Source organism: Bacillus sp. CDB3 (assembly GCF_002081505.1).
In the GTDB taxonomy this organism is placed as follows: Bacteria; Bacillota; Bacilli; order Bacillales; family Bacillaceae_G; genus Bacillus_A; species Bacillus_A cereus_AT.
Window position 1 is genome coordinate 19,233 of sequence record NZ_ALBR01000099.1, and the last position, 20,647, is coordinate 39,879.

The following is a 20,647-nucleotide window of genomic DNA, read 5'->3' on the forward strand; positions in this document are numbered from 1 at the left end:
AGGTGGTGAATAAATGTTTACTCATGTTGAAAGCTTCAAATCCGCTTTTCTAGAAAAATTAGAAACGATGTATGGGAAAAGTTTCAAAGATTCTACAACTCGTGATCAGTATAATACGCTCGGTCATATGGTACGTGAGTATATGAATAGTCAATGGATTGCAACGAATGAAAGTTATCGGTCTGGAGACCAAAAGCAAATGTATTACTTATCCATTGAATTTTTACTTGGGCGTTTGCTTGGAAGTAACATATTAAACTTAGGTATCAGGGATGTATGTGAAAAGGGGCTTTCTGAACTTGGAATTTCTTTGCACGAGTTAGAAGAGGTTGAAGCAGATGCAGGACTTGGAAATGGTGGACTTGGCCGATTAGCAGCCTGTTTCCTCGACTCGCTTGCTTCTTTAAACTTACCAGGACATGGCTGTGGTATTCGTTATAAGCATGGCCTGTTTGATCAGAAAATTGTTGATGGTTATCAAGTAGAATTTCCAGAACAGTGGCTTCTTCATGAAAATGTTTGGGAAGTAAGAAGGTATGATCAAGCTGTAGAAGTAAGTTATTTCGGAAACGTTGAACCGCTAGAAATTGATGGGCGTTTAGAGTTCAGGCATACAAATGCAGAAGTTATTATGGCAGTACCATACGACGTCCCAGTTGTAGGGTATGAAACAAGTACTGTAAATACGCTCAGACTTTGGAATGCGGAGCCAGTTCCTTTCCCGCAAAATTGTAAAGATATTTTGAAATATAAGCGTGAAACAGAGGCTGTATCGGAGTTTTTATATCCGGATGATACGCATGATGAGGGGAAAATACTTCGTTTGAAACAACAGTATTTCCTCGTATCAGCAAGTTTGCAAAATATCGTTCGTATGCATAGGGAGAGACACGGTAGTCTTCGTCAGTTACACGAAAAAATCGCGATTCATATAAACGATACACATCCGGTTCTAGCGATTCCGGAACTTATGCGTATTTTAATAGACGAAGAAAAATTGGCGTGGGAAGAAGCTTGGTGTATAACAACGCAGACGATTTCCTATACGAATCATACGACGTTATCAGAAGCGCTTGAGAAATGGCCAATTCACATTTTTAAACCGTTATTACCGAGAATTTATATGATTATTGAAGAAATTAATGAACGTTTCTGTCATGAGCTTTGGGACCGTTATCCGTACGATTGGAAGCGTATTGAGGACATGGCCATTATTGCGCATGATCTTGTGAAAATGGCTCATTTAGCGATTGTTGGTAGCCATAGCGTCAATGGTGTGGCAAAAATCCACACAGAAATTTTAAAGCAGCGTGAAATGCGATTGTTCTATGAATTTTATCCAGATAAGTTTAATAATAAAACGAATGGAATTGCTCATAGGCGCTGGCTAATGAAGGCGAATCCGCAGCTGACGAATCTTATTTCGGAAGCGATTGGAACAGAGTGGAAGAAAGAACCTATTAAGCTTCAAGCGCTGCAAACATTTCAATACGATGCTAGTTTCCAAGAAAAGCTTGCAGGGGTAAAACAAGAGCGTAAGATTATTTTAGCGGAGCGCATTCATAATAAAATGGGGATCACGATTGATCCAAATTCTATTTTTGATGTGCAAGTGAAAAGACTACATGCCTATAAACGACAATTATTAAATGTTCTTCATATTTTATACTTGTATAACCGTTTAAAAGAGGATACTAGTTTTTCATTTTACCCGCGTACTTTTATTTTTGGAGCGAAAGCATCACCTGGCTATTATTATGCGAAGAAAATTATTAAATTAATAAATGAGCTTGCAAGAAAAGTAAATAACGATCCGTACGTAAGTCAGTTTATGAAAGTTATCTTTCTAGAAAACTACCGAGTTTCTTTAGCTGAAGATATATTCCCGGCGGCAGATGTAAGTGAACAAATTTCAACTGCGAGTAAAGAAGCATCGGGAACAGGTAACATGAAATTCATGATGAATGGTGCAATCACACTCGGAACGTTAGATGGAGCTAATATTGAAATAAAAGACCGGGTCGGTGATGATGCCTGCTTCATTTTTGGCTTAACGGCAGATGAGGTTCTTCATTACTATCAAAATGGTGGATATCGTGCAAGTGACTATTATCACCACAATATGCACATTAAAAAAGTAGTAGATCAGTTAACGAATGGTTTCTTTGCACAGTCGGGAGCTGAATTTGAAGCGATTTATGATTCTCTCGTTATTCAAAACGATGAGTACTTCGTGCTTCGAGATTTTAGCCCATATGCTGAAAGACAAGAAGCTGTCGGAAGGGCCTATGAAAATAGGCAGAAATGGCTGGAAATGTCGATTTTGAACATTGCACAATCTGGGCATTTTGCGAGTGATCGAACAATTTTGCAGTACAGTAATGAAATTTGGGGAATTGGTAATGCTGTTAAACTGTTTTAGATAAAAGCCTCTTTTAAAGGGGCTTTTATTTATTCACTTTTAAAACAGGAATATGATTGCTTAGAAAAATAAAACGAGCTTAATGAGATTAAGCTCGTTTTACTTTTTTTCTTAAGAAAGAAATGGGATAGTGGTATATATTACACCTGTTCCGCTATATTCCCCTGTCGCAAAGTATGAAAATGTAAAGAAACCTGTAACAGAAAAAATTACAATAAGAAAAAGTGCGAAGATAAATTTTAACATGTAAGGTCCCCTCATCCGAAAATAACTTCATATATTATTATAGTATATGAATATTTTATTTCCAATTGTTTACTGTTTAAAAATGAGAAGTCAGACATGTTTTGTATGTTGTAATGGAATGATTATTTATAATGGATTTTGTATTTTTCGTAAATGTCATGTTGTGATGAACATGTGCATATTCCCAATCACGATCATTAAAATTTATGTTTCGGGGAGGGAGAAGTGGAACGACATCGAATAAGTTGACGAAACGAAAGCTACTAGCTACTTGCAGTTTATAATAATTTCGAAAGGCGATATCTCCAACTTTTGGAGAGGCAAATGTATAAAGACCGTACTGTGAGAAGGCAGTATTTATACGTGCATCTAGTATGTGTAATGTAGCGAGTGCCCCTCCTAAGCTATGACCTGTTGCAAGAAGTTTTTTATGGGCTGGTAATGATACGAGCATATCCATAATAGAATCTCGGCAAGATTCATAAATGGAAAGGAAGCCGTTATGGACATTTCCACTATTTAAAGCGTATGGGTATGGTCTTTGGTTGACGAGTGAATCGATAATCCAGTCTGTATCTGTTTGTGTACCCCTAAAAGCTACAATAATTGTATCTTCAGATTCTAATATGAATCCAAACCATTCCATCGTTTGAATTACTTTTCCTTGAAAGCCTTGTACATATTGGAATCCATCAGGTATTTCAAAAATCCCATTTTGTTTATATTGTTCATACGTTAGATCGCAGCAAGATGCTAATAATATAGCAGTATCTTTATCAAAGGATAAAGGAGTACGCATCAAGAAAGCCCTCCTTAAGAAAAGGTATAGTTCAATATATGCAGTGAGGGACTTGATTCATTCTTTTTGAAAAAAGGCTTGAACCTACAGTTACGTGAGGGAGTATGATTTTTGTAAACATATTGTTAGGAGGAGTGTAGGATGAGCAAAAAGGAAGGCTATTCAATTGGTGAGTTTTCAAAGAGAACAGGCACAACAATACGGACACTACAATATTACGATGAAATTGGATTGCTTAAACCTGAAAAAAATATGAGGTCAGGACACCGTGTATATAAAGATAGAGATATATTAGCACTCCAAAAAATAGTGAGTCTTAAAGTATTAGGATATAGTTTAGAAGAAATTCGTGTCATGCTCAATATGAAAAATTTGAATATAAGTTTAAAAGAAACATTGCAAAACCAAAGAGCAGCTTTTGAAGAAAAGAAAAAACAAATTGAAGTTTCGATAAAAGCGATTGAAAGAACGATAATATGTCTTGAAGAAGAAGAGCAGGTAGATAGTAGCATATTAATGAGTCTAATTAACAGTATCCAAAAAGAAAACGAACAACGCTTATGGCTGGAAGAATATATACCGAAGGAACTGGTTGATGGATTATATAATAAGCCTGAAGAAGAGATGGTAGCGCTAGATAAAGAGTTTGTGTGCTTATCAAAAGAAGTAAAAAGGCTATTTGGAAAACATGTTGATGATCCAGAAGTACAAACGCTTGTCGATCAGCATATGAAGGCAACCCTTAAGTATGTCGGAGAAGAAACGATGTATTCTTTAAGTGAAGAAGTAGATGATATAGAAGAACAATATAATAAGATGATGCCCTCTCCTTATACAGAGGAAGAAGAGTTATGGCTTAATGAAGCGATGGAATGTTATATGGTTAAGAATGGTTTGTATAGTCCACCTAAATAAAAAAGCCGATTTCTATCTCAAGGAATCGACTTTTTTAGTTATACTTAATGAACTAACGCATGCGCTAGTTCATTAAGTAAGAGGTTTGAAAAAATAGCCTGTATATATTTGAACGATGAATAACTTACCTATTTTCTTGTGTTTGTTTGCATCATATACAGAAAATTAGGGGAAATGTAACATGTTATTTATCTGTTTGTTTTTGCTTCTTTTTCAAATACTCCGCACGCAATTTTTCAAGTTGCTGCTTTTTATCAAATTTGGCAGGCGTCTGTTTTTCATGAAACTTTGCCACAGCTACCTGACTTTTGTAATCTAATTGATATTTTCCCACTTTGTTCACCTACTTTTCTTGTCTTTAAAGAGAATCTATTCAACAAATATAATATACCTTATTTTACTGAAGTAAACCTTATTAATTTATTTGTTGCAAAGTCTTTTTATTACTTGTTAAAAAAAATCTACATCCCCAATATTTTTCCCAAAAAATCACCCTTGTTATTAATTTTTCTACTTATATCTATCTTGATCCAAATATTACCTTATCAAACTACCCTGCCCCGTTAGTTTAAGGCAGATTTCATCTAAATAATGCGGGGTGAACCAAAATGGAGAAAAAACGAGGACAGTATTATGTCTGGAGATATTATCTAACCTCATGGACTGATGATTCGGAAAGTTTATTTCGGAATTCTTCACCTAGTATGCGTAACTCCTCGACCAACGTGTTGTTGTTTTAATTTTATTCATTCTCTTAAGTTGATGGCTATGGCCCCAGAAGGACACTATTTATTCTTTCCCATCTAAAAGGCGACCAAGTCCGCCTAAAACGCTGCCTTCACCGCTACTTTGAGCTGCTGGGCTTGTAAGGCGTGCTGCTAAGCGACTAAGTGTTAAAGACTGAATCCAAACAGTTCCAGGACCTTCTAATGTTGCGAAGAATAAACCTTCACCGCCAAATAGAGCTGTTTTTACTTTTCCAACGAATTCAACATCATAGTTAACGTCTTTTGTCATTGCAACGAGACAACCTGTATCAATGCGAAGTTTTTCACCAGGTTTCAATTCACGTTTATATACTGTTCCACCTGCGTGCATGAAAGCAAGTCCGTCACCTTCAAGTTTCTGCATGATGAAACCTTCACCACCGAAGAAACCAGTTCCAATTTTCTTTGTAAACTCGATTCCGATAGAAACACCTTTTGCAGCACAAAGAAATGCGTCTTTTTGACAAACGACTTTTCCTTGATACTCTGTTAAATCAACAGGAATAATTTTTCCTGGATACGGAGCGGCGAATGATACGTGGCGTTTGCCATGACCTGTATTTGTAAATACAGTCATAAACATGCTTTCACCTGTAACGAGACGTTTACCAGCGCCCATTAATTTTCCAAATAAGCCACCAGATGGTCCTGAACCATCGCCGAAGATTGTTTCCATTTCAATATGATCTTCCATCATCATCATTGCGCCAGCTTCAGCAATAACGCTTTCTTCTGGGTCCAATTCAATTTCAACGAACTGCATATCATCGCCATATAATTTATATTCGATTTCATGTGCCTTCATTTTCTTCACCTCAATGTAATAGATAATCATATTGTACAGAATTTAACGAGATTAGAAAACTGTAGTTTTGTTAATCTTCAAATAAAAGTAAAATAGAATAGGAATTTATGGTTATACTAGGATTATAAAAAACGCTGGAGTGAAAGTGTTCTCATTTGACGTTTTGGATTGAGCGTGATATAGTGAAGTCACTATTGAGCTACATAATGTGGTACGGAAATAAAGCACGTTGAATTAAAGGCTGTAAGCTTGTTATACATTCATGTCCTTTATATCCACCTTTTCATGTGGATTCATAGTTTCATTTTTATTTAGGAGGTACATGACATGCAAACAGGTAAAGTTAAATGGTTTAACGGCGAAAAAGGTTTCGGTTTCATCGAAGTTGAAGGCGGAGAAGACGTATTCGTACATTTCTCAGCTATTCAAGGCGACGGATTCAAAACTTTAGAAGAAGGTCAAGAAGTTTCTTTCGAAATCGTTGAAGGCAACCGCGGACCACAAGCAGCTAACGTTACAAAAAACTAATTAGCTAATGATAAAAAGCATTCCGAATTTCGGAATGCTTTTTTATTCTTTGGAGCTAGATTCATTTGAAGATAATTCACCTTTAAAAGTACGTTCTTCAAAGTCATCAAGCATTTGCTCATATTCTTCATGTTCCTCTGTAGCGAAAACTTGTGGGTTTTTGCCATACATATCCGTACCAATAAAGTTTTCAAAATCCTCAACGAAGCCTACATTCTCTTCACTATTTACGTACATGCCATTATAGTTTTTGGAATCTTGTCTTTCTAAATCAGATGGAGTTTCAGACGTTCCGTAATTTGCGACGTCTTGCCATGCATCTTCAGCATCGTACTCTACAGAATGATCTTCGTCGTGCTTATGAAACGAAGGAGCCAACACCTCTTCTTCAACTGGTCGCGTGTTCATATCCAATTTATTTGTAGTGTGCTGTATACACGTTGTAGCAGTCGGCATCGCTTCTAATCTTTCGAACGGAATTTCCTCACCAGACACTTCGCAAATACCGTACGTACCAGCCTCAATTTTTTGCAGGGCATGTTTCGTATCGTCTAGTTGTTTATGCCAAAATTCGATGAGCCCGAAATCTTTTTCACGTTCGTACAATTCTGTAGCCATATCACCTGGATGGTTGTCATAGCTAGACAATTCTCCCACTGAATCACGTTCAGAAGCACGATCTGTATTCTCATGAGTTTGTATTGTTTGTTCAACTTCTTGCTGTTGTTTTTCTAAAATAGATTTAAATTGATTTATTTGTTGTGGAGTTAACATAGTCGTCCACCTTCCTACAATTCAGTTTCTTTACATAGTATGAGCGTTGAGAGTAGGAATTATGAGTTGAAATTGGTATATGAAAAAGGAGCCGCGTCAGCAGCTCCTTTCTAAAGGAAATATCCAAGTAATAATCCGATTCCCATTAGGAGACCGAAGATTGTATTTGTTTTTGCTGTTGCAATCATTGCAGGTACCATTTCCATTGGAATGCTTTTGCCGATAAAGCCTTTCGTCGCTTTAAATGCTTTCGGTGCACTTAAAAATACGATAAGCATCCATGGTGATACGATGCCCACGATAATTAAAGCAATTGTCCAAATATAGGAAACGATAAACATAGAAGCAAGCACACCAACGGCTCTTTCACGTCCAACGAGAATTGCTAACGTTTTACGACCGTTTTCTTTATCGCCATCCAAGTCACGAATGTTATTAGCTAGTAAAATGGCACCAATTAAAATGGAGCTTGGAATAGATAGTAAAATGACTTCTGATGTTACAGTTCCAGTTTGAATAAAGAATGAAATCCCAATAATAATGACACCCATAAATAATCCGGCTGTTAACTCTCCGAATGGTGTATATGCAATTGGAAGTGGACCACCTGTATAAAGGTAAGCAACGGCCATACAAACAAGACCGATTGCAGCAAGCCACCAGCTAGAATTCATACAAATATAAACACCTAATAGTATTGCGATGCCGAAAAATCCAAATGCTAAGTTAAGCACTGTTTTTGGCTGAATGCCATCGCGGACGATAGCGCCGCCGATGCCAACTGAACCTTCGTGATCGAGTCCTCTTTTATAATCAAAGTATTCATTAAACATGTTCGTTGCTGCTTGAATGAGAAGGCAAGCAAGAAGCATTATAAGGAAAAGAGGGAGATGTATTTGATTTATACCTCCGACCTGCATCGCATACGCTGTTCCGATGAAAACAGGAACGAAAGCTGCTGTTAATGTATGGGGACGTAATAAACTCCACCAAATGCGCCAGCCTGTTTGTTTACTTGGCTTTGGCACCGTAGGAGAGGAATTCGTTTCGACGTTCATTTCCATGTTGAATCCTCCTTAGGTCACATATTGTACACAATTAAGTGTAGAAAAAGCATCATTTAGTGTCAACGTTTATTTTCTAGGAAGAGAAGGTGAATTTCTCAGAAATGCTAAACGTTGACAGGCCTTTCGTTTGAGGTGTATCTTAAAATCAAGCGTAATTATGACTATTTTTCGCCCATAGGGGGGAGACAATTGTGATTCAAACGAAACAAAAAGGCTTACAAGAAGTTTTTGTTGCAGCCATTAAGCGTGCGACTGATGAAAAAATATTAGTTAGTTTTGTAAAACAAATAGATTGGGTGGATCCACTTCTGTTTTATGCAGCAGGAAAAAGGATTGCATTCGAAAATAGATGTTATTTTGCAGACCCAGCTCAGCATGTAATATTTGCTGGAATTGGCTCTGTTTTCACTATAGCAAACTCTTCTCACAAACGCTTTCAAACTGCTGGTGACGAGTGGGATAAAGTAAAAGAGAAAGCATTCGTACAAAGAGAAGGATACGAATTTGGAACAGGTCCTCTTTTATTTGGTGGATTTTCATTTGACCAAGAAAAAGAAAAAACAGATCTTTGGAAAGAATTTGATGATACCACATTTTCACTACCAGCATTTTTATTAACTGTAAAAAATGAAAAAGCGTGGTTAACCATTAATAAGTTCGTTTCAGCTGAAGATTGCGCAGAAACTCTTTCTAACGAAATTATTTCTTTAGAAGAGAGAATTTTACAAGAGAGTAAATGTGCATTAGAAGGAGATAAACTAACAACTACTTCGAAAGTAGAAGTTGATCCGAAGGGCTGGATGAATGCGATTGGCAAAGTGCAGGATGAAATGAAGCAAGGGAACGTGCAGAAGGTTGTATTAGCAAGGGAGCTAAAATTGACGATGGATCAGCATATTGATTCCGCTCTTGTTTTAGAAGCGCTTCGAATTGGGCAACCGGATTGTTACGTATTTTCTTTTGATTATAAAGGAGCATGCTTCTTAGGGGCGACACCTGAGCGATTGATTCGAAAAGAAGGCGAGAAGTTTACATCGATGTGCCTTGCGGGTTCAATTGGTCATGGTAATTCTATAGAAGAAAGTAAACAAAATGGTGAGACGCTTCTTCATGATGAAAAGAATTTGGCTGAACACGGTTATGTAGTTAACATGATTCGAGGTGTATTAAGTGAGCATTGCGAATCTGTTAATATTCCGGAGAGCCCAGGCTTATTAACGACGAAAAACTTAATTCATTTATATACACCAGTAGAAGCGAAAGGTGATGCAAGTCTTTTAGCGATGGTAGAAGAATTGCATCCAACGCCAGCTCTTGGTGGTACACCTCGTCATGAGGCATTGAAATTAATCCGTGATGTGGAGCTTTTAGATAGAGGATTGTATGGTGCACCAATTGGCTTTATAGATGATGAAGGAAATGGTGAATTTGCGGTTGCACTTCGCTGTGGATTATTAAATGGCGAGAAAGCATCCTTATTTGCTGGCTGTGGTATTGTAATTGATTCAGTAGCGCAGCTTGAATATGAAGAAACAAGTTTGAAGTTTAGACCGATGCTTGGTGCTTTGGAGGAATTAATGAAATGAACAATCATATAGAAGCATTATCATATTATTTAGGCGCGTTCGTGGATGAACTGACGCGTCTAAATGTATGTGATGTTGTCATTAGTCCTGGCTCACGGTCAACGCCGATTGCCTTACTAATGGAACAACATGAAGGAATGAAAACATATTTACATGTAGACGAAAGATCAGCAGGATTTTTTGCGCTCGGTATTGCAAAAGCAAAAAAACGACCTGTTGCACTATTATGTACGTCAGGAACGGCAGCAGCGAACTATTATCCAGCTGTATGTGAAGCTTTTCATTCACGGGTGCCGCTTATCGTCTTAACGGCAGATAGACCGCATGAATTAAGAGATGTTGGTGCACCACAGGCGATGAATCAGTTTAATTTATACGGTACTTTTGTGAAGCAATTTACAGAGATGGCACTTCCAGAAGCGAGTGAAGCGATGTATCATTATGCTCGCATGACGACGCAGCGTGTGATAGCAAGTGCTTGTTTAGCGCCGCAAGGACCTGTTCATCTTAATTTTCCAGTTCGTGAGCCGCTTATCCCGGATTTCTCATTAGAAAGTTTATGGGATAAAGGGCGTGGTGAATATACAAGAGTAGTTCAGCAAGGAAATGTGACGATGCCGAGTGAATATGTAAATTCTCTTGTAGGGCGCCTTTTGAACATGGAAAAGGGGCTTATTATTTGTGGTGATGATAGTCATCCAGAAATCGCAAAAGTTGTTACGAAAGTAGCTGAGAAAACAGGGTATCCAATTTTAGCAGATCCACTTTCTAACATTCGTAGTGGTAATCATGATAAAACGATGGTTATAGATTGTTACGATACATTTTTACGAAATGAATTGTTAAAGGAAACGTGGAAGCCGCAAGTTTTAATACGCTTTGGTGGAATGCCTGTTTCTAAATCATTAACGCAGTTCATCAAAAAACAAACGAAAGCAGTTCATATCGTTGTTGATGAATCCGGACAATGGAGAGATCCAGCTCTTGTTGCGACAGAAGTTGTACAAGCAAGTGATGTTGATTTTTGCAGGACATTAATAGAGAAAATGCCAGTTATGAAAACGAATGATTGGTTTGGAATGTGGAAACATATAAACGAGAAAACGAAGGAAGCGCTTCGTGAAATGGAAACATATGAAACTGCATTTGAGGGAAAAGTCATTACGGATATTGTTCGTGTATTACCAGAAGGCGCAACGTTATTTGCGAGTAATAGTATGCCAATTCGTGATACAGATTCATTTTTCTTCACATCGGATAAAAATATTCAAGTGATGGCAAACCGTGGTGTAAATGGTATTGATGGAATCATTTCAACAGCTTTAGGAGCGAGTATTATTTGTGATCCGCTCGTATTAGTGATTGGTGACTTATCATTTTATCACGATTTAAACGGGTTATTAGCCGCAAAATTACATGAGTTAAATATAACGATTGTTGTTGTAAATAATGATGGCGGAGGTATTTTCTCATTCTTACCACAATATGAGAAAAAGGAACATTTCGAATCCTTATTTGGAACACCAATTGGGCTTGATTACGAGCATGTTGTCAAAATGTATGGTGGTTCATTTAGCCGGGTGAATGGATGGGAAAACTTCCGAGAAGAAGTACAAACTGGAACGACAGCGAAAGGATTACACGTTGTGGAAATTTGTACGAATCGCGAAGAAAACTTGAAATTACATCGTGAATTATGGACGAAAACAATGGAAGTTATTACTACATCTTTGCAAGGTGAATCAAAATGAACGTAACGTTGCAAGGTGTATCCTATAAATATGAAGTAGTCGGAAGCGGGGAACCACTTCTGCTTCTTCATGGTTTTACGGGAAGTATGGAAACGTGGCGTTCCTTTGTTCCTTCTTGGGGCGAGCAGTTTCAAGTCATTCTAGTAGACATTGTTGGACACGGAAAAACGGAAAGTCCTGCAGATGTGACTCATTATGATATTCAAAATGTGGCACTGCAAATGAAGGAACTACTGGATTATCTTCATATTGAAAAAGCGCACATACTTGGCTATTCAATGGGAGGTAGACTTGCGGTTACGATGGCATGCTTATATCCAGAATATGTACGTTCTCTAGTATTAGAAAATTGTACAGCTGGACTTGAGAGTGCAGATGCGCGAAAAGAACGCCAGGAAAAAGATGAGCGACTTGCCAATAAAATTGAACAAGAAGGCATCCGAAGTTTTGTAACGATGTGGGAAAATATTCCGCTATTCGAAACGCAAAAACGTTTAGCACAAAACGTAAAAGAGGCGGTGCGAAAAGAACGACTTTCTAATAATCCTAAAGGACTTGCAAATAGTCTTCGAGGTATGGGAACAGGGGCTCAGCCTTCATGGTGGAACGAATTGAAAAACTTAAAAATGCCTGTTCTTTTACTGAACGGGGAGCATGATGAAAAGTTCTTTCGCATATTAAAAAACATCGAAAAATGCATCCCACATGCGAAATTTGTCAAAATTGATGGTGCTGGCCATGCAATTCATGTGGAACAACCGGAAAAGTTTGATACAATAGTAAAGGGATTTCTAAAAACTATGCAGTGATGCTTTTTTCAGCAAGAAGGAAGTTGCACTTATAGAGGAGATCAGAAATATACAAGGAGGTAGTTGTAATGGCTATTGAATGGGTAAAAGAAGGCAATTACGAAGATATTATTTATTCAACATACAATGGTATCGCAAAGATTTCGATTAACCGTCCTGAAGTACATAACGCATTCCGTCCTAAAACGGTAATGGAGTTAATCAACGCTTTTGCACACGCTCGTGATGATGCAAATGTTGGCGTTATCATTTTAACAGGTGAAGGTGGACGTGCATTCTGTTCTGGCGGCGACCAAAAAGTTCGCGGTCATGGTGGATATGTAGGTGACGACCAAATCCCACGTTTAAATGTATTAGACTTACAACGTCTAATTCGCGCAATTCCTAAACCAGTTATCGCAATGGTAGCAGGTTATGCAATCGGTGGAGGACACGTACTTCATATCGTATGTGACTTAACAATCGCTGCAGACAACGCTGTATTCGGACAAACAGGTCCTAAAGTAGGAAGCTTTGACGGTGGATACGGAGCTGGTTACTTAGCTCGTATGGTAGGTCACAAGAAAGCTCGCGAAATTTGGTACCTATGCCGTCAATACAGCGCTGGGGAAGCGCTTGACATGGGCTTAGTAAACACAGTAGTACCATTAGAAGAACTTGAAGCAGAAACAGTACAATGGGCACAAGAAATCTTAGCAAACAGCCCAATGGCACTTCGTTTCCTGAAAGCTGCATTCAACGCAGACACAGACGGTCTAGCTGGTATTCAACAACTAGCTGGAGACGCAACGTTATTGTACTACACAACTGACGAAGCAAAAGAAGGCCGCGACGCATTCAAAGAAAAACGCACTCCGGACTTCGGTCAATTCCCTCGTTTCCCGTGATCAAAAGCGGAAGCGGCTCGTTCAGAACAAGAGGGCGTTGGAACTCCTGACGTAGAGGCGCTTTTTGCCTCGTAGGAAGGCGTGAAACGACCGACTGTTCTAGCCGTTGTAGCTGGATGTTTTAAAAGCGAAGCCGACTGTTTAGCCCCGTTGGCTAAGGTTCTTTCGCACAGAAAGTGTTTTTACTTTCTCGTGCGGAAGGTTCTTAGACGGAAGGGGCTAGGAGGCGCAGCTGGATAAGATCAAAAGCGGAAGCGGAGCGCCTATAAAGTGAGACGCAACCAAAAGATCAAACCGGAAACAAAACAACTAAGAGACTTGATGTCATATCAAGTCTCTTTCTTTCATGAAAGGAGAATGAGTGATGGAGACGATGCCGAATTGGTTAATGCAACGTGCATTTTTAACACCAGATCGCACTGCAATTGAAATAGAGGAAGAGAAAGTTACTTTTATGGAGCTACATGAAAAAGTAGTATCTGTTTGTGAATACCTCCCGCATGTAGGAGTGAAGCAGGGGCAAAAGGTGGCTGTTCTGATGAAAAATGGTATGGAGATGATTACAGTTATTCACGCCCTATCTTACGTAGGTGCAGTAGCTGTTCTTTTAAATACGCGTCTTTCAAGAGAAGAGCTACTTTGGCAAATGAATGATGCTGAAGTTGTTTGTTTAGTGACGGATCAAGAGTTTGAGACGGAAAATGTTCCGGTATATTCATTTGCTGAAGTGATGAATGGACCGAAGGCGGAAGCATCTATACAAGAAGAATTCTCTTTAGAAGAAGCGATGACAATCATTTATACGTCTGGGACGACAGGGAAACCGAAAGGCGTTATTTTAACGTACGGTAATCACTGGGCAAGTGCAGTCGGTTCTTCGCTTAACTTAGGGCTTCGCGATGACGATTGCTGGTTAGCTTGTATGCCGATGTTCCATGTTGGCGGTTTATCTCTTTTAATGAAAAATATTATGTACGGTATGCGCATTTTACTCGTTCCGAAATATGATGCTGATTTTATTCATAAAGCACTTCAAACGAGGGGCGTTACGATCATTTCTGTCGTATCAAAAATGTTAACAAATTTATTAGAACGACTTGGAGAAGGAACCTATCCATCTTCTTTACGATGCATGTTACTTGGCGGAGGACCAGCGCCTAAACCATTATTAGAAACGTGTGTGGAAAAAGGAATTCCAGTGTATCAAACGTACGGCATGACAGAAACGTCGTCACAAATTTGTACGTTAGCCGCAGACTACATGTTAACCAAAGTAGGATCAGCTGGAAAACCACTATTTCAGTGCCAGCTTCGTATTGAAAAAGATGGCGTAGTAGTACCGCCGTTTGCGGAAGGTGAGATCGTAGTAAAAGGACCAAACGTAACAGGCGGTTACTTTAACCGTGAAGATGCGACGCGCGAAACAATTCAAAACGGATGGATTCATACTGGTGACCTCGGCTATTTAGATGAAGAAGGATTTTTATACGTATTAGATCGCCGCAGTGATTTAATTATTTCTGGTGGAGAAAATATTTATCCAGCTCAAATTGAAGAAGTGTTACTCTCGCATCCGATGGTAGCGGAAGCAGGTGTTGTCGGCATGGCTGACGAAAATTGGGGACAAGTACCGGCTGCTTTTATTGTAAAAAGTGGAGAGGTATCAGAGGAAGAAATTCTTCATTTTTGCGAAGAGAAATTAGCAAAATATAAAGTACCAAAGACAGCATGTTTCCTAGAGGAATTACCACGAAATGCTTCGAAGAAATTGTTAAGACGAGAGTTAAGACAATTAGTGGAGGAGATGTAAGTGGAGATAAAAAAAGCGACACTTTATATAACGGAAATGCCGCTTGTCATCCCGTTTGCGGCAAGTTATGGAACGTATGAAAATCGTGAGAGTATCGTTATTGAATTAGAAGATACGGACGGACACATTGGTTTTGGCGAAGTCGTTGCATTTTCTGAACCGTGGTATACGGAAGAAACGGTGAAGACGGCGCTGCATGTACTTCAGGATTTTTTAATACCGGATTTATTAAAGGCTGAAATTTCTCATCCGAATGAAGTGCCGGGTTTGTTCCAGCATATAAAGAGAAACCGAATGGCAAAGGCGGGAATTGAAGGGGCTATTTGGGATTTATATGCGAAGCGTGAGCAGAAATCGCTAGCGACATTACTTGGTGGAACTAGGAATGAAATTGAAGTTGGTGTTGTAATTGGAATAAATACGATTCCGGTTATGTTAAAACAAATCGAGAAGTACGCAGAAGAAGGATACGAGCGTTTTAAAGTGAAAATAAAGCCAGAGCATGACTATGAGTTATTGAAAGAGATTCGTAAAGAGTTCCCGCACATCCCGTTAATGGCTGATGCAAATTCAGCGTATACGTTAGCTGATGTAGAGAAGTTGAAACGACTAGATGAATTCAGGCTTATGATGATGGAACAACCGCTAGCGGATTATGATTTTCTCGATCATGCAGAGTTACAAAAGAAAATTGAAACGCCGATTTGTTTAGACGAAAGTATCCATAGTTTAGAAGATGCACGTATTGCGATTACACTTGGCAGTTGTCAAATCGTCAATATTAAGCCAGGGCGAGTGGGCGGATTAACAGAGGCGGTTCAAATTCACGATTATTGTATGGAGCATAACATACCAGTTTGGTGCGGCGGTATGGTGGAGATGGGAATTTCACGAGCGCAAAATGTTGCGCTTGCTTCATTGCCGAACTTTACGATTCCAGGTGATATATCTGCTTCTAGTCGACATTGGGAGAAGGATATTATTTCGCCAGAAGTGATGCTTGAAGGCGGAAAAGTGATTGTACCGCAAAGCGTTGATGCTGAGTATGAAGTTGACCGCGGAAGATTGGAAGAAATAACGAAGCAGCGGATTGTGTTTGAAAGATGAAATAACAAAGGTTACTCTTATGAGTAGCCTTTTCTTATTGTACAAATTGGATAGACTAGTTTACAATCGATCGTATAAAAATGGAATGAAAAAAAGGGGGAGTAAAATGAAGCGCATTTCAATTTTAATAGCGGATGATGAGGCAGAAATTGCTGATTTAATTGAGATACATTTAGAAAAAGAAGATTACCACGTCGTGAAAGCAACTGATGGAGAAGAGGCGATTCATATTATTGAAACGCAGCCAATTGACTTAGTGGTTTTAGATATTATGATGCCAAAAATGGATGGTTATGAAGTGACGCGCCAAATTCGCGCGAAACATCATATGCCAATTATTTTCTTAAGTGCGAAAACGTCTGATTTTGATAAGGTGACAGGTCTTGTATTAGGTGCAGATGATTATATGACGAAACCTTTTACACCGATTGAATTAGTTGCACGTGTAAATGCACAATTACGCCGATTTCTTACGTTAAATCAGCCGAAAGTAGCGGGGAATAAATCGGCTTTAGAGGTAGGCGGAGTTGTGATTGATCCGGAGCGAAGAACAGTAAATGTGTACGGAGGACCAGTTGAATTAACACCGAAAGAGTTTGATATTTTATATTTATTAGCGAGCCATCCGAAGAAAGTGTACAATGTGGAAAATATTTTTCAGCAAGTATGGGCAGATGATTATTATGAAGGTGGAAATACAGTTATGGTACATATTCGTACATTGCGGAAAAAACTTGGAGAAGATAAAAGAAAAGATAAGTTAATAAAAACAGTGTGGGGAGTAGGGTATACTTTCAATGGCTAAAAAGATGAGAAGTTTTCGCTCGAAGATGGTTATGCTATTTGCGTTAAGTATGATATTAGCCGGTGGCGTAACATATTTCATTTATGAAGGATTAAGGATTTATTATAAATTAGTCGTTCGTTATGAAGATCCTTTAGCTCAATTTCGTTCCGTGGTAAGACAAGTTGGGGACGTTAATTTCTTTTTAATTATTTTTATCCCTCTGTCCATTATGTTTTTCTTCTTCCTTACTAGGCCGTATTTAAAATATTTTGATGAGATTTCAAACGGAATTCATCATTTGGCGAACGGAGATTTTACAAATCAAGTGCGCGTTTCATCAAATGATGAGTTTGGATATATTGCAAGCGAAATTAATGTAGCGAGTGAGAAATTAAAGGAAGCAGTGGAACGAGGAGACTTCGCGGAAAGTAGTAAGGATCAGCTTATTGTTAACTTAGCTCATGATTTAAGAACGCCGTTAACATCAGTGTTAGGATATTTAGATTTAATTCTTAAAGATGAGAATTTGACGAAGGAACAAATTAAACACTTTTCCACAATTGCTTTTACGAAATCGCAAAGGCTTGAAAGCTTAATTGATGAATTATTTGAAATTACACGTATGAATTATGGCATGTTACAACTAAATAAAAAGCCAATTGATATAAGTGAGCTACTTATACAGCTAGATGAGGAATTGTATCCGTTATTAGAAAAACATCATTTAGAAGCTAGATTGAACGTTGATCCTCATTTACCGATTAACGGTGATGGGAAATTGCTAGCTCGGGTATTTGAGAATTTATTAACAAATGCCGTTCGATACGGATATGATGGGCAATTTGTTGATATGAATGGGTATATCGATAATGAAGAAGTTGTCGTACAAGTTATTAATTATGGAGATAGCATTCCAGAAGAGGATTTACCGTATCTTTTTGATATGTTTTATACAGGTGATAAATCGAGAACTGAGAACCGTGGCGGGACAGGCCTGGGACTTTTTATTGCTAAAAATATTGTCGAGCAGCATAATGGTACGATTTCTGCTGAAAGTAATGTAGTTAGAACGGTATTTGAAGTGCGATTGCCAAAAGACGAGAATTTAACAATTTAATAAAAATTTAAACTTTACCCCACTTTTTATTTTAATAGTTTTTTCTATTCTATACGTAAGTTACGTTAAGGAGGAACTAGAAATGAAAAAGTGGGTATTTATTTCTCTTTTTATAGCATGCACAATCGGTGTAGGCTTTTATATATCACCATTATTTCAAAAGGAGATCGATGTTAAAATTGCAGACAAAGATAATACGGTAAGAGCTACGAATACTGAAAATATAGAAATTACAAAAGAAGAAATTTATAAAGGGGATCTATTATTAGTTAATAAAGATTACCCAGTTAAAAAAGATAGTATTAGGTCTGACATTATAAATGTAAATCATAATAGTGAATTAGTAAGAGGTTATGTGATATTTGATAGAAATCTTCGTTTATCAAAGGATGTTGTAAAAAAGTTTTTGAACGTTGTCGATGCGGCTGGAAAAGAAAGTGTTAATCATTTTTTGATTAGTAGTGGCTATCGAGATTTCCAAGAGCAAAGACAGCTATATGAAAAAATGGGATCTGATTATGCACTCCCAGCAGGATATAGTGAGCATAATTTAGGGTTATCACTGGACGTTGGATCTACGCAAAAGAAAATGGATAAAGCTCCTGAAGGAAAGTGGATTGCAGAAAATGTATGGAAGCACGGCTTTGTATTACGTTACCCGAAAAATAAAAGTAACATTACAGGCATTCAATATGAACCGTGGCACATTCGTTATGTCGGCTTACCACATAGCGCAATTATGCAAAAAAAGAAAATTACGTTAGAGGAATACTTAGACTTCTTAAAAGAGAAAAAAGAAATCACAACGGATGTGGAAGGTAAGAAATATACGGTTTCTTATTATAAAGTGTCCGGGAACAGGAAAGTGAATGTTCCAGCGAATAAGCAGTATGAAATTTCGGGGAACAATATGGATGGGGTTATTGTGACGGTTCAGGAATAGATAATCTTGATTCTCCCATAATAGTGCTCTATCGTGGGAGAATCAAAATAGAGGAAGTAGAATCCTGAATAATAGAAGAAGTAATCTTTAAATGACGAGGATTGTAATTAGTACATTTTCAATGACTTTTATTCAGAGTAAAAAAAATCGGAGCTTCATCAACATTTTTCAGCCATAGGTACTCTTGACTATGTAAGCTATCCTTCATCCAGACATCGCCTTTATATACATTTGTTTTCTTGCGAAGCCAAGTAAGATAAGGTCCAGTAACTTGAGGGTCTTCATCACGTTCATTCTGTTTTGGGAATGAGATTTGTCGCTGTTCTTCTGTTTTTATATTGATCATATAAAGTGTTGTAAACATCGTCGGAACAGGACCTTCTTTCCATGCCTTGTTTTCTTTTGTGCGAGCCACAACCACTTTGTTTGGTGAAAGCCATTCTAAATCAAGGTCTACATAACCTACAGGTGTGTATTCCTTTTGTTGTTTTGCCGTTACCATGTCTGCAATTGTGAGTTTTTTATTTTCTACAAAAAATCTTCCTTCTCCTGAAATATAGGCCAGTTGATTGGCTGATGGAGCCCACTTCATCCAGTCTTTGAACCATAGCATGTTACCAATCGTTCGAAAGTATTTCCCTTTTGATGAGATAACACATAATGTATTGCTATCCATTGCCAAGGAGGCAGTAGGACTGGCCAAAAAACTAATCCATTTTCCATCAGAACTCCACTTGAAATAGTTAGTATGAACCGCAAAAAAATCAGTTTCATTTGTTTGAATCGTATAAAAAGGCTTTATTTTATCTTTAGCAAGATTTGCATCGACTGGAATTTTATAAAGTGGAATTGGGCCCCATCCAGTCGGATGCAAGCAGGATTGTGAGGAAACGATAAATTCCTTTCCGTTCGGGAACCATTCGAAATCACTAACCCCAAGTGATACATTTTCAAAACCTTGCGGGCGACCATTTTTTATTTTTGTAACGTTTAATAAACCTTGATCAGTGTAAGCCAATTGATTTTTGTTTGGCGACCACTTAAAGTCAGATGTTACGACTCTTACATAAGGCTGATAGTTTATTTTCTCCTTCGTATCATAGATGAATAGGTTAGATTTTTTACCCGTTTCATCACTATCAATATAACCAATAAACCTACCATCATAAGACCATTTTGGAGAATGCACATATCGATTTTTTGTGATTTGTATTTCTTGATTTCCTTTCTTTATCCATAGCTGATGATCCCGGATAAATGCAGCCGTGAGTGATGGAGGGGCTGTGCTAACCGTTGTTGGTACATACAAAGTGACTAAGGTTATAAATAATAAAATTCGAAATCCCAAGAATATCCCTCCTACGTATAGGTTGTCCGAATATGTAATGAAAACTCTCATTTTAAAATTAGCGAAGAAAGTAATATAAAATTAAACATTATAACGTTATATTTACTTCTCCCTTTTTTTGTGTTACGCTAAACGTGTGAAAGAGATATAAAAAATGAAACTTTAATGTAAGCGTATTC

General features: G+C 38.0%; 19 protein-coding genes. 12 read left to right on the forward strand and 7 right to left on the reverse strand.

What is annotated here, in order from left to right; translation table 11 throughout:
- Positions 1–13: 13 nt before the first annotated feature.
- On the forward strand, positions 14–2,422 hold the full coding sequence (gene glgP / locus CDB3_RS26185) for a glycogen phosphorylase (RefSeq protein WP_128856472.1): 2,409 nt from the start codon (positions 14–16) through the stop codon (positions 2,420–2,422).
- Between the two features lie 111 nt (positions 2,423–2,533).
- Here glgP and CDB3_RS32605 read toward each other — a convergent pair whose 3' ends face one another.
- The gene (locus tag CDB3_RS32605) at positions 2,534–2,668 is read right to left on the reverse strand and encodes a hypothetical protein (RefSeq protein WP_256869947.1); all 135 of its coding nucleotides are present in this window, start codon (positions 2,666–2,668) and stop codon (positions 2,534–2,536) included.
- A gap of 76 nt (positions 2,669–2,744) precedes the next feature.
- A complete protein-coding gene (locus tag CDB3_RS26190) occupies positions 2,745–3,467 on the reverse strand; it encodes a lipase family protein (protein WP_128856474.1) in 723 nt (240 codons plus the stop codon).
- 141 nt (positions 3,468–3,608) lie between these two features.
- On the opposite strand from CDB3_RS26190, the gene CDB3_RS26195 reads away from it, so the two are divergent.
- Entirely contained in the window at positions 3,609–4,382 is a 774-nt protein-coding gene (locus CDB3_RS26195; RefSeq protein WP_128856475.1) for a MerR family transcriptional regulator, read from the forward strand.
- A 184-nt stretch (positions 4,383–4,566) separates the two neighbouring features.
- Here the strand turns inward: CDB3_RS26195 and CDB3_RS31865 are convergent, their stop codons facing one another.
- A complete protein-coding gene (locus tag CDB3_RS31865; RefSeq protein WP_000521653.1) occupies positions 4,567–4,716 on the reverse strand; it encodes a hypothetical protein in 150 nt (49 codons plus the stop codon).
- Positions 4,717–5,171: 455 nt separating this feature from the next.
- Positions 5,172–5,954, reverse strand: a complete 783-nt coding sequence (locus tag CDB3_RS26200) for a TIGR00266 family protein (protein ID WP_071770416.1) — start codon at positions 5,952–5,954, stop codon at positions 5,172–5,174.
- Positions 5,955–6,281: 327 nt separating this feature from the next.
- Here CDB3_RS26200 and cspD point away from each other — a divergent pair, with 327 nt between their 5' ends.
- Entirely contained in the window at positions 6,282–6,482 is a 201-nt protein-coding gene (gene cspD, locus CDB3_RS26205) for a cold-shock protein CspD (protein WP_001193052.1), read from the forward strand.
- Positions 6,483–6,524: 42 nt separating this feature from the next.
- On the opposite strand, the gene CDB3_RS26210 is transcribed toward cspD, so the two are convergent.
- Positions 6,525–7,256, reverse strand: a complete 732-nt coding sequence (locus tag CDB3_RS26210; RefSeq protein ID WP_128856476.1) for a yteA family sporulation protein — start codon at positions 7,254–7,256, stop codon at positions 6,525–6,527.
- Positions 7,257–7,366: 110 nt separating this feature from the next.
- Positions 7,367–8,320, reverse strand: a complete 954-nt coding sequence (locus CDB3_RS26215) for a 1,4-dihydroxy-2-naphthoate polyprenyltransferase (protein ID WP_128856477.1) — start codon at positions 8,318–8,320, stop codon at positions 7,367–7,369.
- Between the two features lie 194 nt (positions 8,321–8,514).
- On the opposite strand from CDB3_RS26215, the gene CDB3_RS26220 reads away from it, so the two are divergent.
- From CDB3_RS26220 to CDB3_RS26260, 9 genes are all read left to right on the forward strand, one after another.
- The gene (locus CDB3_RS26220; RefSeq protein WP_128856479.1) at positions 8,515–9,909 is read left to right on the forward strand and encodes an isochorismate synthase; all 1,395 of its coding nucleotides are present in this window, start codon (positions 8,515–8,517) and stop codon (positions 9,907–9,909) included.
- Entirely contained in the window at positions 9,906–11,660 is a 1,755-nt protein-coding gene (menD, locus tag CDB3_RS26225; RefSeq protein ID WP_128856480.1) for a 2-succinyl-5-enolpyruvyl-6-hydroxy-3-cyclohexene-1-carboxylic-acid synthase, read from the forward strand. Before CDB3_RS26220 ends, menD begins: the two co-directional genes overlap by 4 nt.
- A complete protein-coding gene (gene menH / locus CDB3_RS26230; RefSeq protein ID WP_128856482.1) occupies positions 11,657–12,469 on the forward strand; it encodes a 2-succinyl-6-hydroxy-2,4-cyclohexadiene-1-carboxylate synthase in 813 nt (270 codons plus the stop codon). Before menD ends, menH begins: the two co-directional genes overlap by 4 nt.
- Positions 12,470–12,537: 68 nt before the next feature.
- Positions 12,538–13,356 (forward strand): 1,4-dihydroxy-2-naphthoyl-CoA synthase, encoded by an 819-nt coding sequence (gene menB / locus CDB3_RS26235; protein WP_098498995.1) that lies wholly within the window; start codon positions 12,538–12,540, stop codon positions 13,354–13,356.
- 364 nt (positions 13,357–13,720) lie between these two features.
- Positions 13,721–15,166 carry an o-succinylbenzoate--CoA ligase gene (locus tag CDB3_RS26240; RefSeq protein WP_128856484.1) on the forward strand — a complete coding sequence of 482 codons (1,446 nt, stop codon included), beginning with the start codon at positions 13,721–13,723 and terminating at the stop codon, positions 15,164–15,166.
- Entirely contained in the window at positions 15,167–16,273 is a 1,107-nt protein-coding gene (gene menC, locus CDB3_RS26245; protein ID WP_128856485.1) for an o-succinylbenzoate synthase, read from the forward strand.
- A 106-nt stretch (positions 16,274–16,379) separates the two neighbouring features.
- The gene (locus CDB3_RS26250; protein ID WP_128856487.1) at positions 16,380–17,078 is read left to right on the forward strand and encodes a response regulator transcription factor; all 699 of its coding nucleotides are present in this window, start codon (positions 16,380–16,382) and stop codon (positions 17,076–17,078) included.
- The gene (locus CDB3_RS26255) at positions 17,071–18,177 is read left to right on the forward strand and encodes a HAMP domain-containing sensor histidine kinase (RefSeq protein WP_128856488.1); all 1,107 of its coding nucleotides are present in this window, start codon (positions 17,071–17,073) and stop codon (positions 18,175–18,177) included. The genes CDB3_RS26250 and CDB3_RS26255 overlap by 8 nt, the downstream gene beginning before the upstream one ends.
- Positions 18,178–18,259: 82 nt before the next feature.
- Positions 18,260–19,120 (forward strand): M15 family metallopeptidase, encoded by an 861-nt coding sequence (locus CDB3_RS26260; protein WP_128856489.1) that lies wholly within the window; start codon positions 18,260–18,262, stop codon positions 19,118–19,120.
- Between the two features lie 118 nt (positions 19,121–19,238).
- On the opposite strand, the gene CDB3_RS26265 is transcribed toward CDB3_RS26260, so the two are convergent.
- Positions 19,239–20,468: a translocation protein TolB gene (locus CDB3_RS26265; protein WP_128856491.1), complete on the reverse strand. Its 1,230-nt coding sequence runs from the start codon at positions 20,466–20,468 to the stop codon at positions 19,239–19,241.
- Between the last annotated feature and the right edge of the window lie 179 nt (positions 20,469–20,647).

Coding starts and splice junctions, on each gene's coding strand:
- cspD (WP_001193052.1), top strand. CDS start 6,282: ATGCAAACAGGTAAAGTTAAATGGTTTAACGGCGAAAAAGGTTTCGGT.
- CDB3_RS26195 (WP_128856475.1), top strand. CDS start 3,609: ATGAGCAAAAAGGAAGGCTATTCAATTGGTGAGTTTTCAAAGAGAACA.
- CDB3_RS26260 (WP_128856489.1), top strand. CDS start 18,260: ATGAAAAAGTGGGTATTTATTTCTCTTTTTATAGCATGCACAATCGGT.
- CDB3_RS26240 (WP_128856484.1), top strand. CDS start 13,721: ATGGAGACGATGCCGAATTGGTTAATGCAACGTGCATTTTTAACACCA.
- CDB3_RS32605 (WP_256869947.1), bottom strand. CDS start 2,668: ATGTTAAAATTTATCTTCGCACTTTTTCTTATTGTAATTTTTTCTGTT.
- CDB3_RS26255 (WP_128856488.1), top strand. CDS start 17,071: ATGGCTAAAAAGATGAGAAGTTTTCGCTCGAAGATGGTTATGCTATTT.
- glgP (WP_128856472.1), top strand. CDS start 14: ATGTTTACTCATGTTGAAAGCTTCAAATCCGCTTTTCTAGAAAAATTA.
- CDB3_RS26190 (WP_128856474.1), bottom strand. CDS start 3,467: ATGCGTACTCCTTTATCCTTTGATAAAGATACTGCTATATTATTAGCA.
- menB (WP_098498995.1), top strand. CDS start 12,538: ATGGCTATTGAATGGGTAAAAGAAGGCAATTACGAAGATATTATTTAT.
- CDB3_RS26215 (WP_128856477.1), bottom strand. CDS start 8,320: ATGGAAATGAACGTCGAAACGAATTCCTCTCCTACGGTGCCAAAGCCA.
- CDB3_RS26200 (WP_071770416.1), bottom strand. CDS start 5,954: ATGAAGGCACATGAAATCGAATATAAATTATATGGCGATGATATGCAG.
- CDB3_RS26250 (WP_128856487.1), top strand. CDS start 16,380: ATGAAGCGCATTTCAATTTTAATAGCGGATGATGAGGCAGAAATTGCT.
- menH (WP_128856482.1), top strand. CDS start 11,657: ATGAACGTAACGTTGCAAGGTGTATCCTATAAATATGAAGTAGTCGGA.
- CDB3_RS26210 (WP_128856476.1), bottom strand. CDS start 7,256: ATGTTAACTCCACAACAAATAAATCAATTTAAATCTATTTTAGAAAAA.
- menD (WP_128856480.1), top strand. CDS start 9,906: ATGAACAATCATATAGAAGCATTATCATATTATTTAGGCGCGTTCGTG.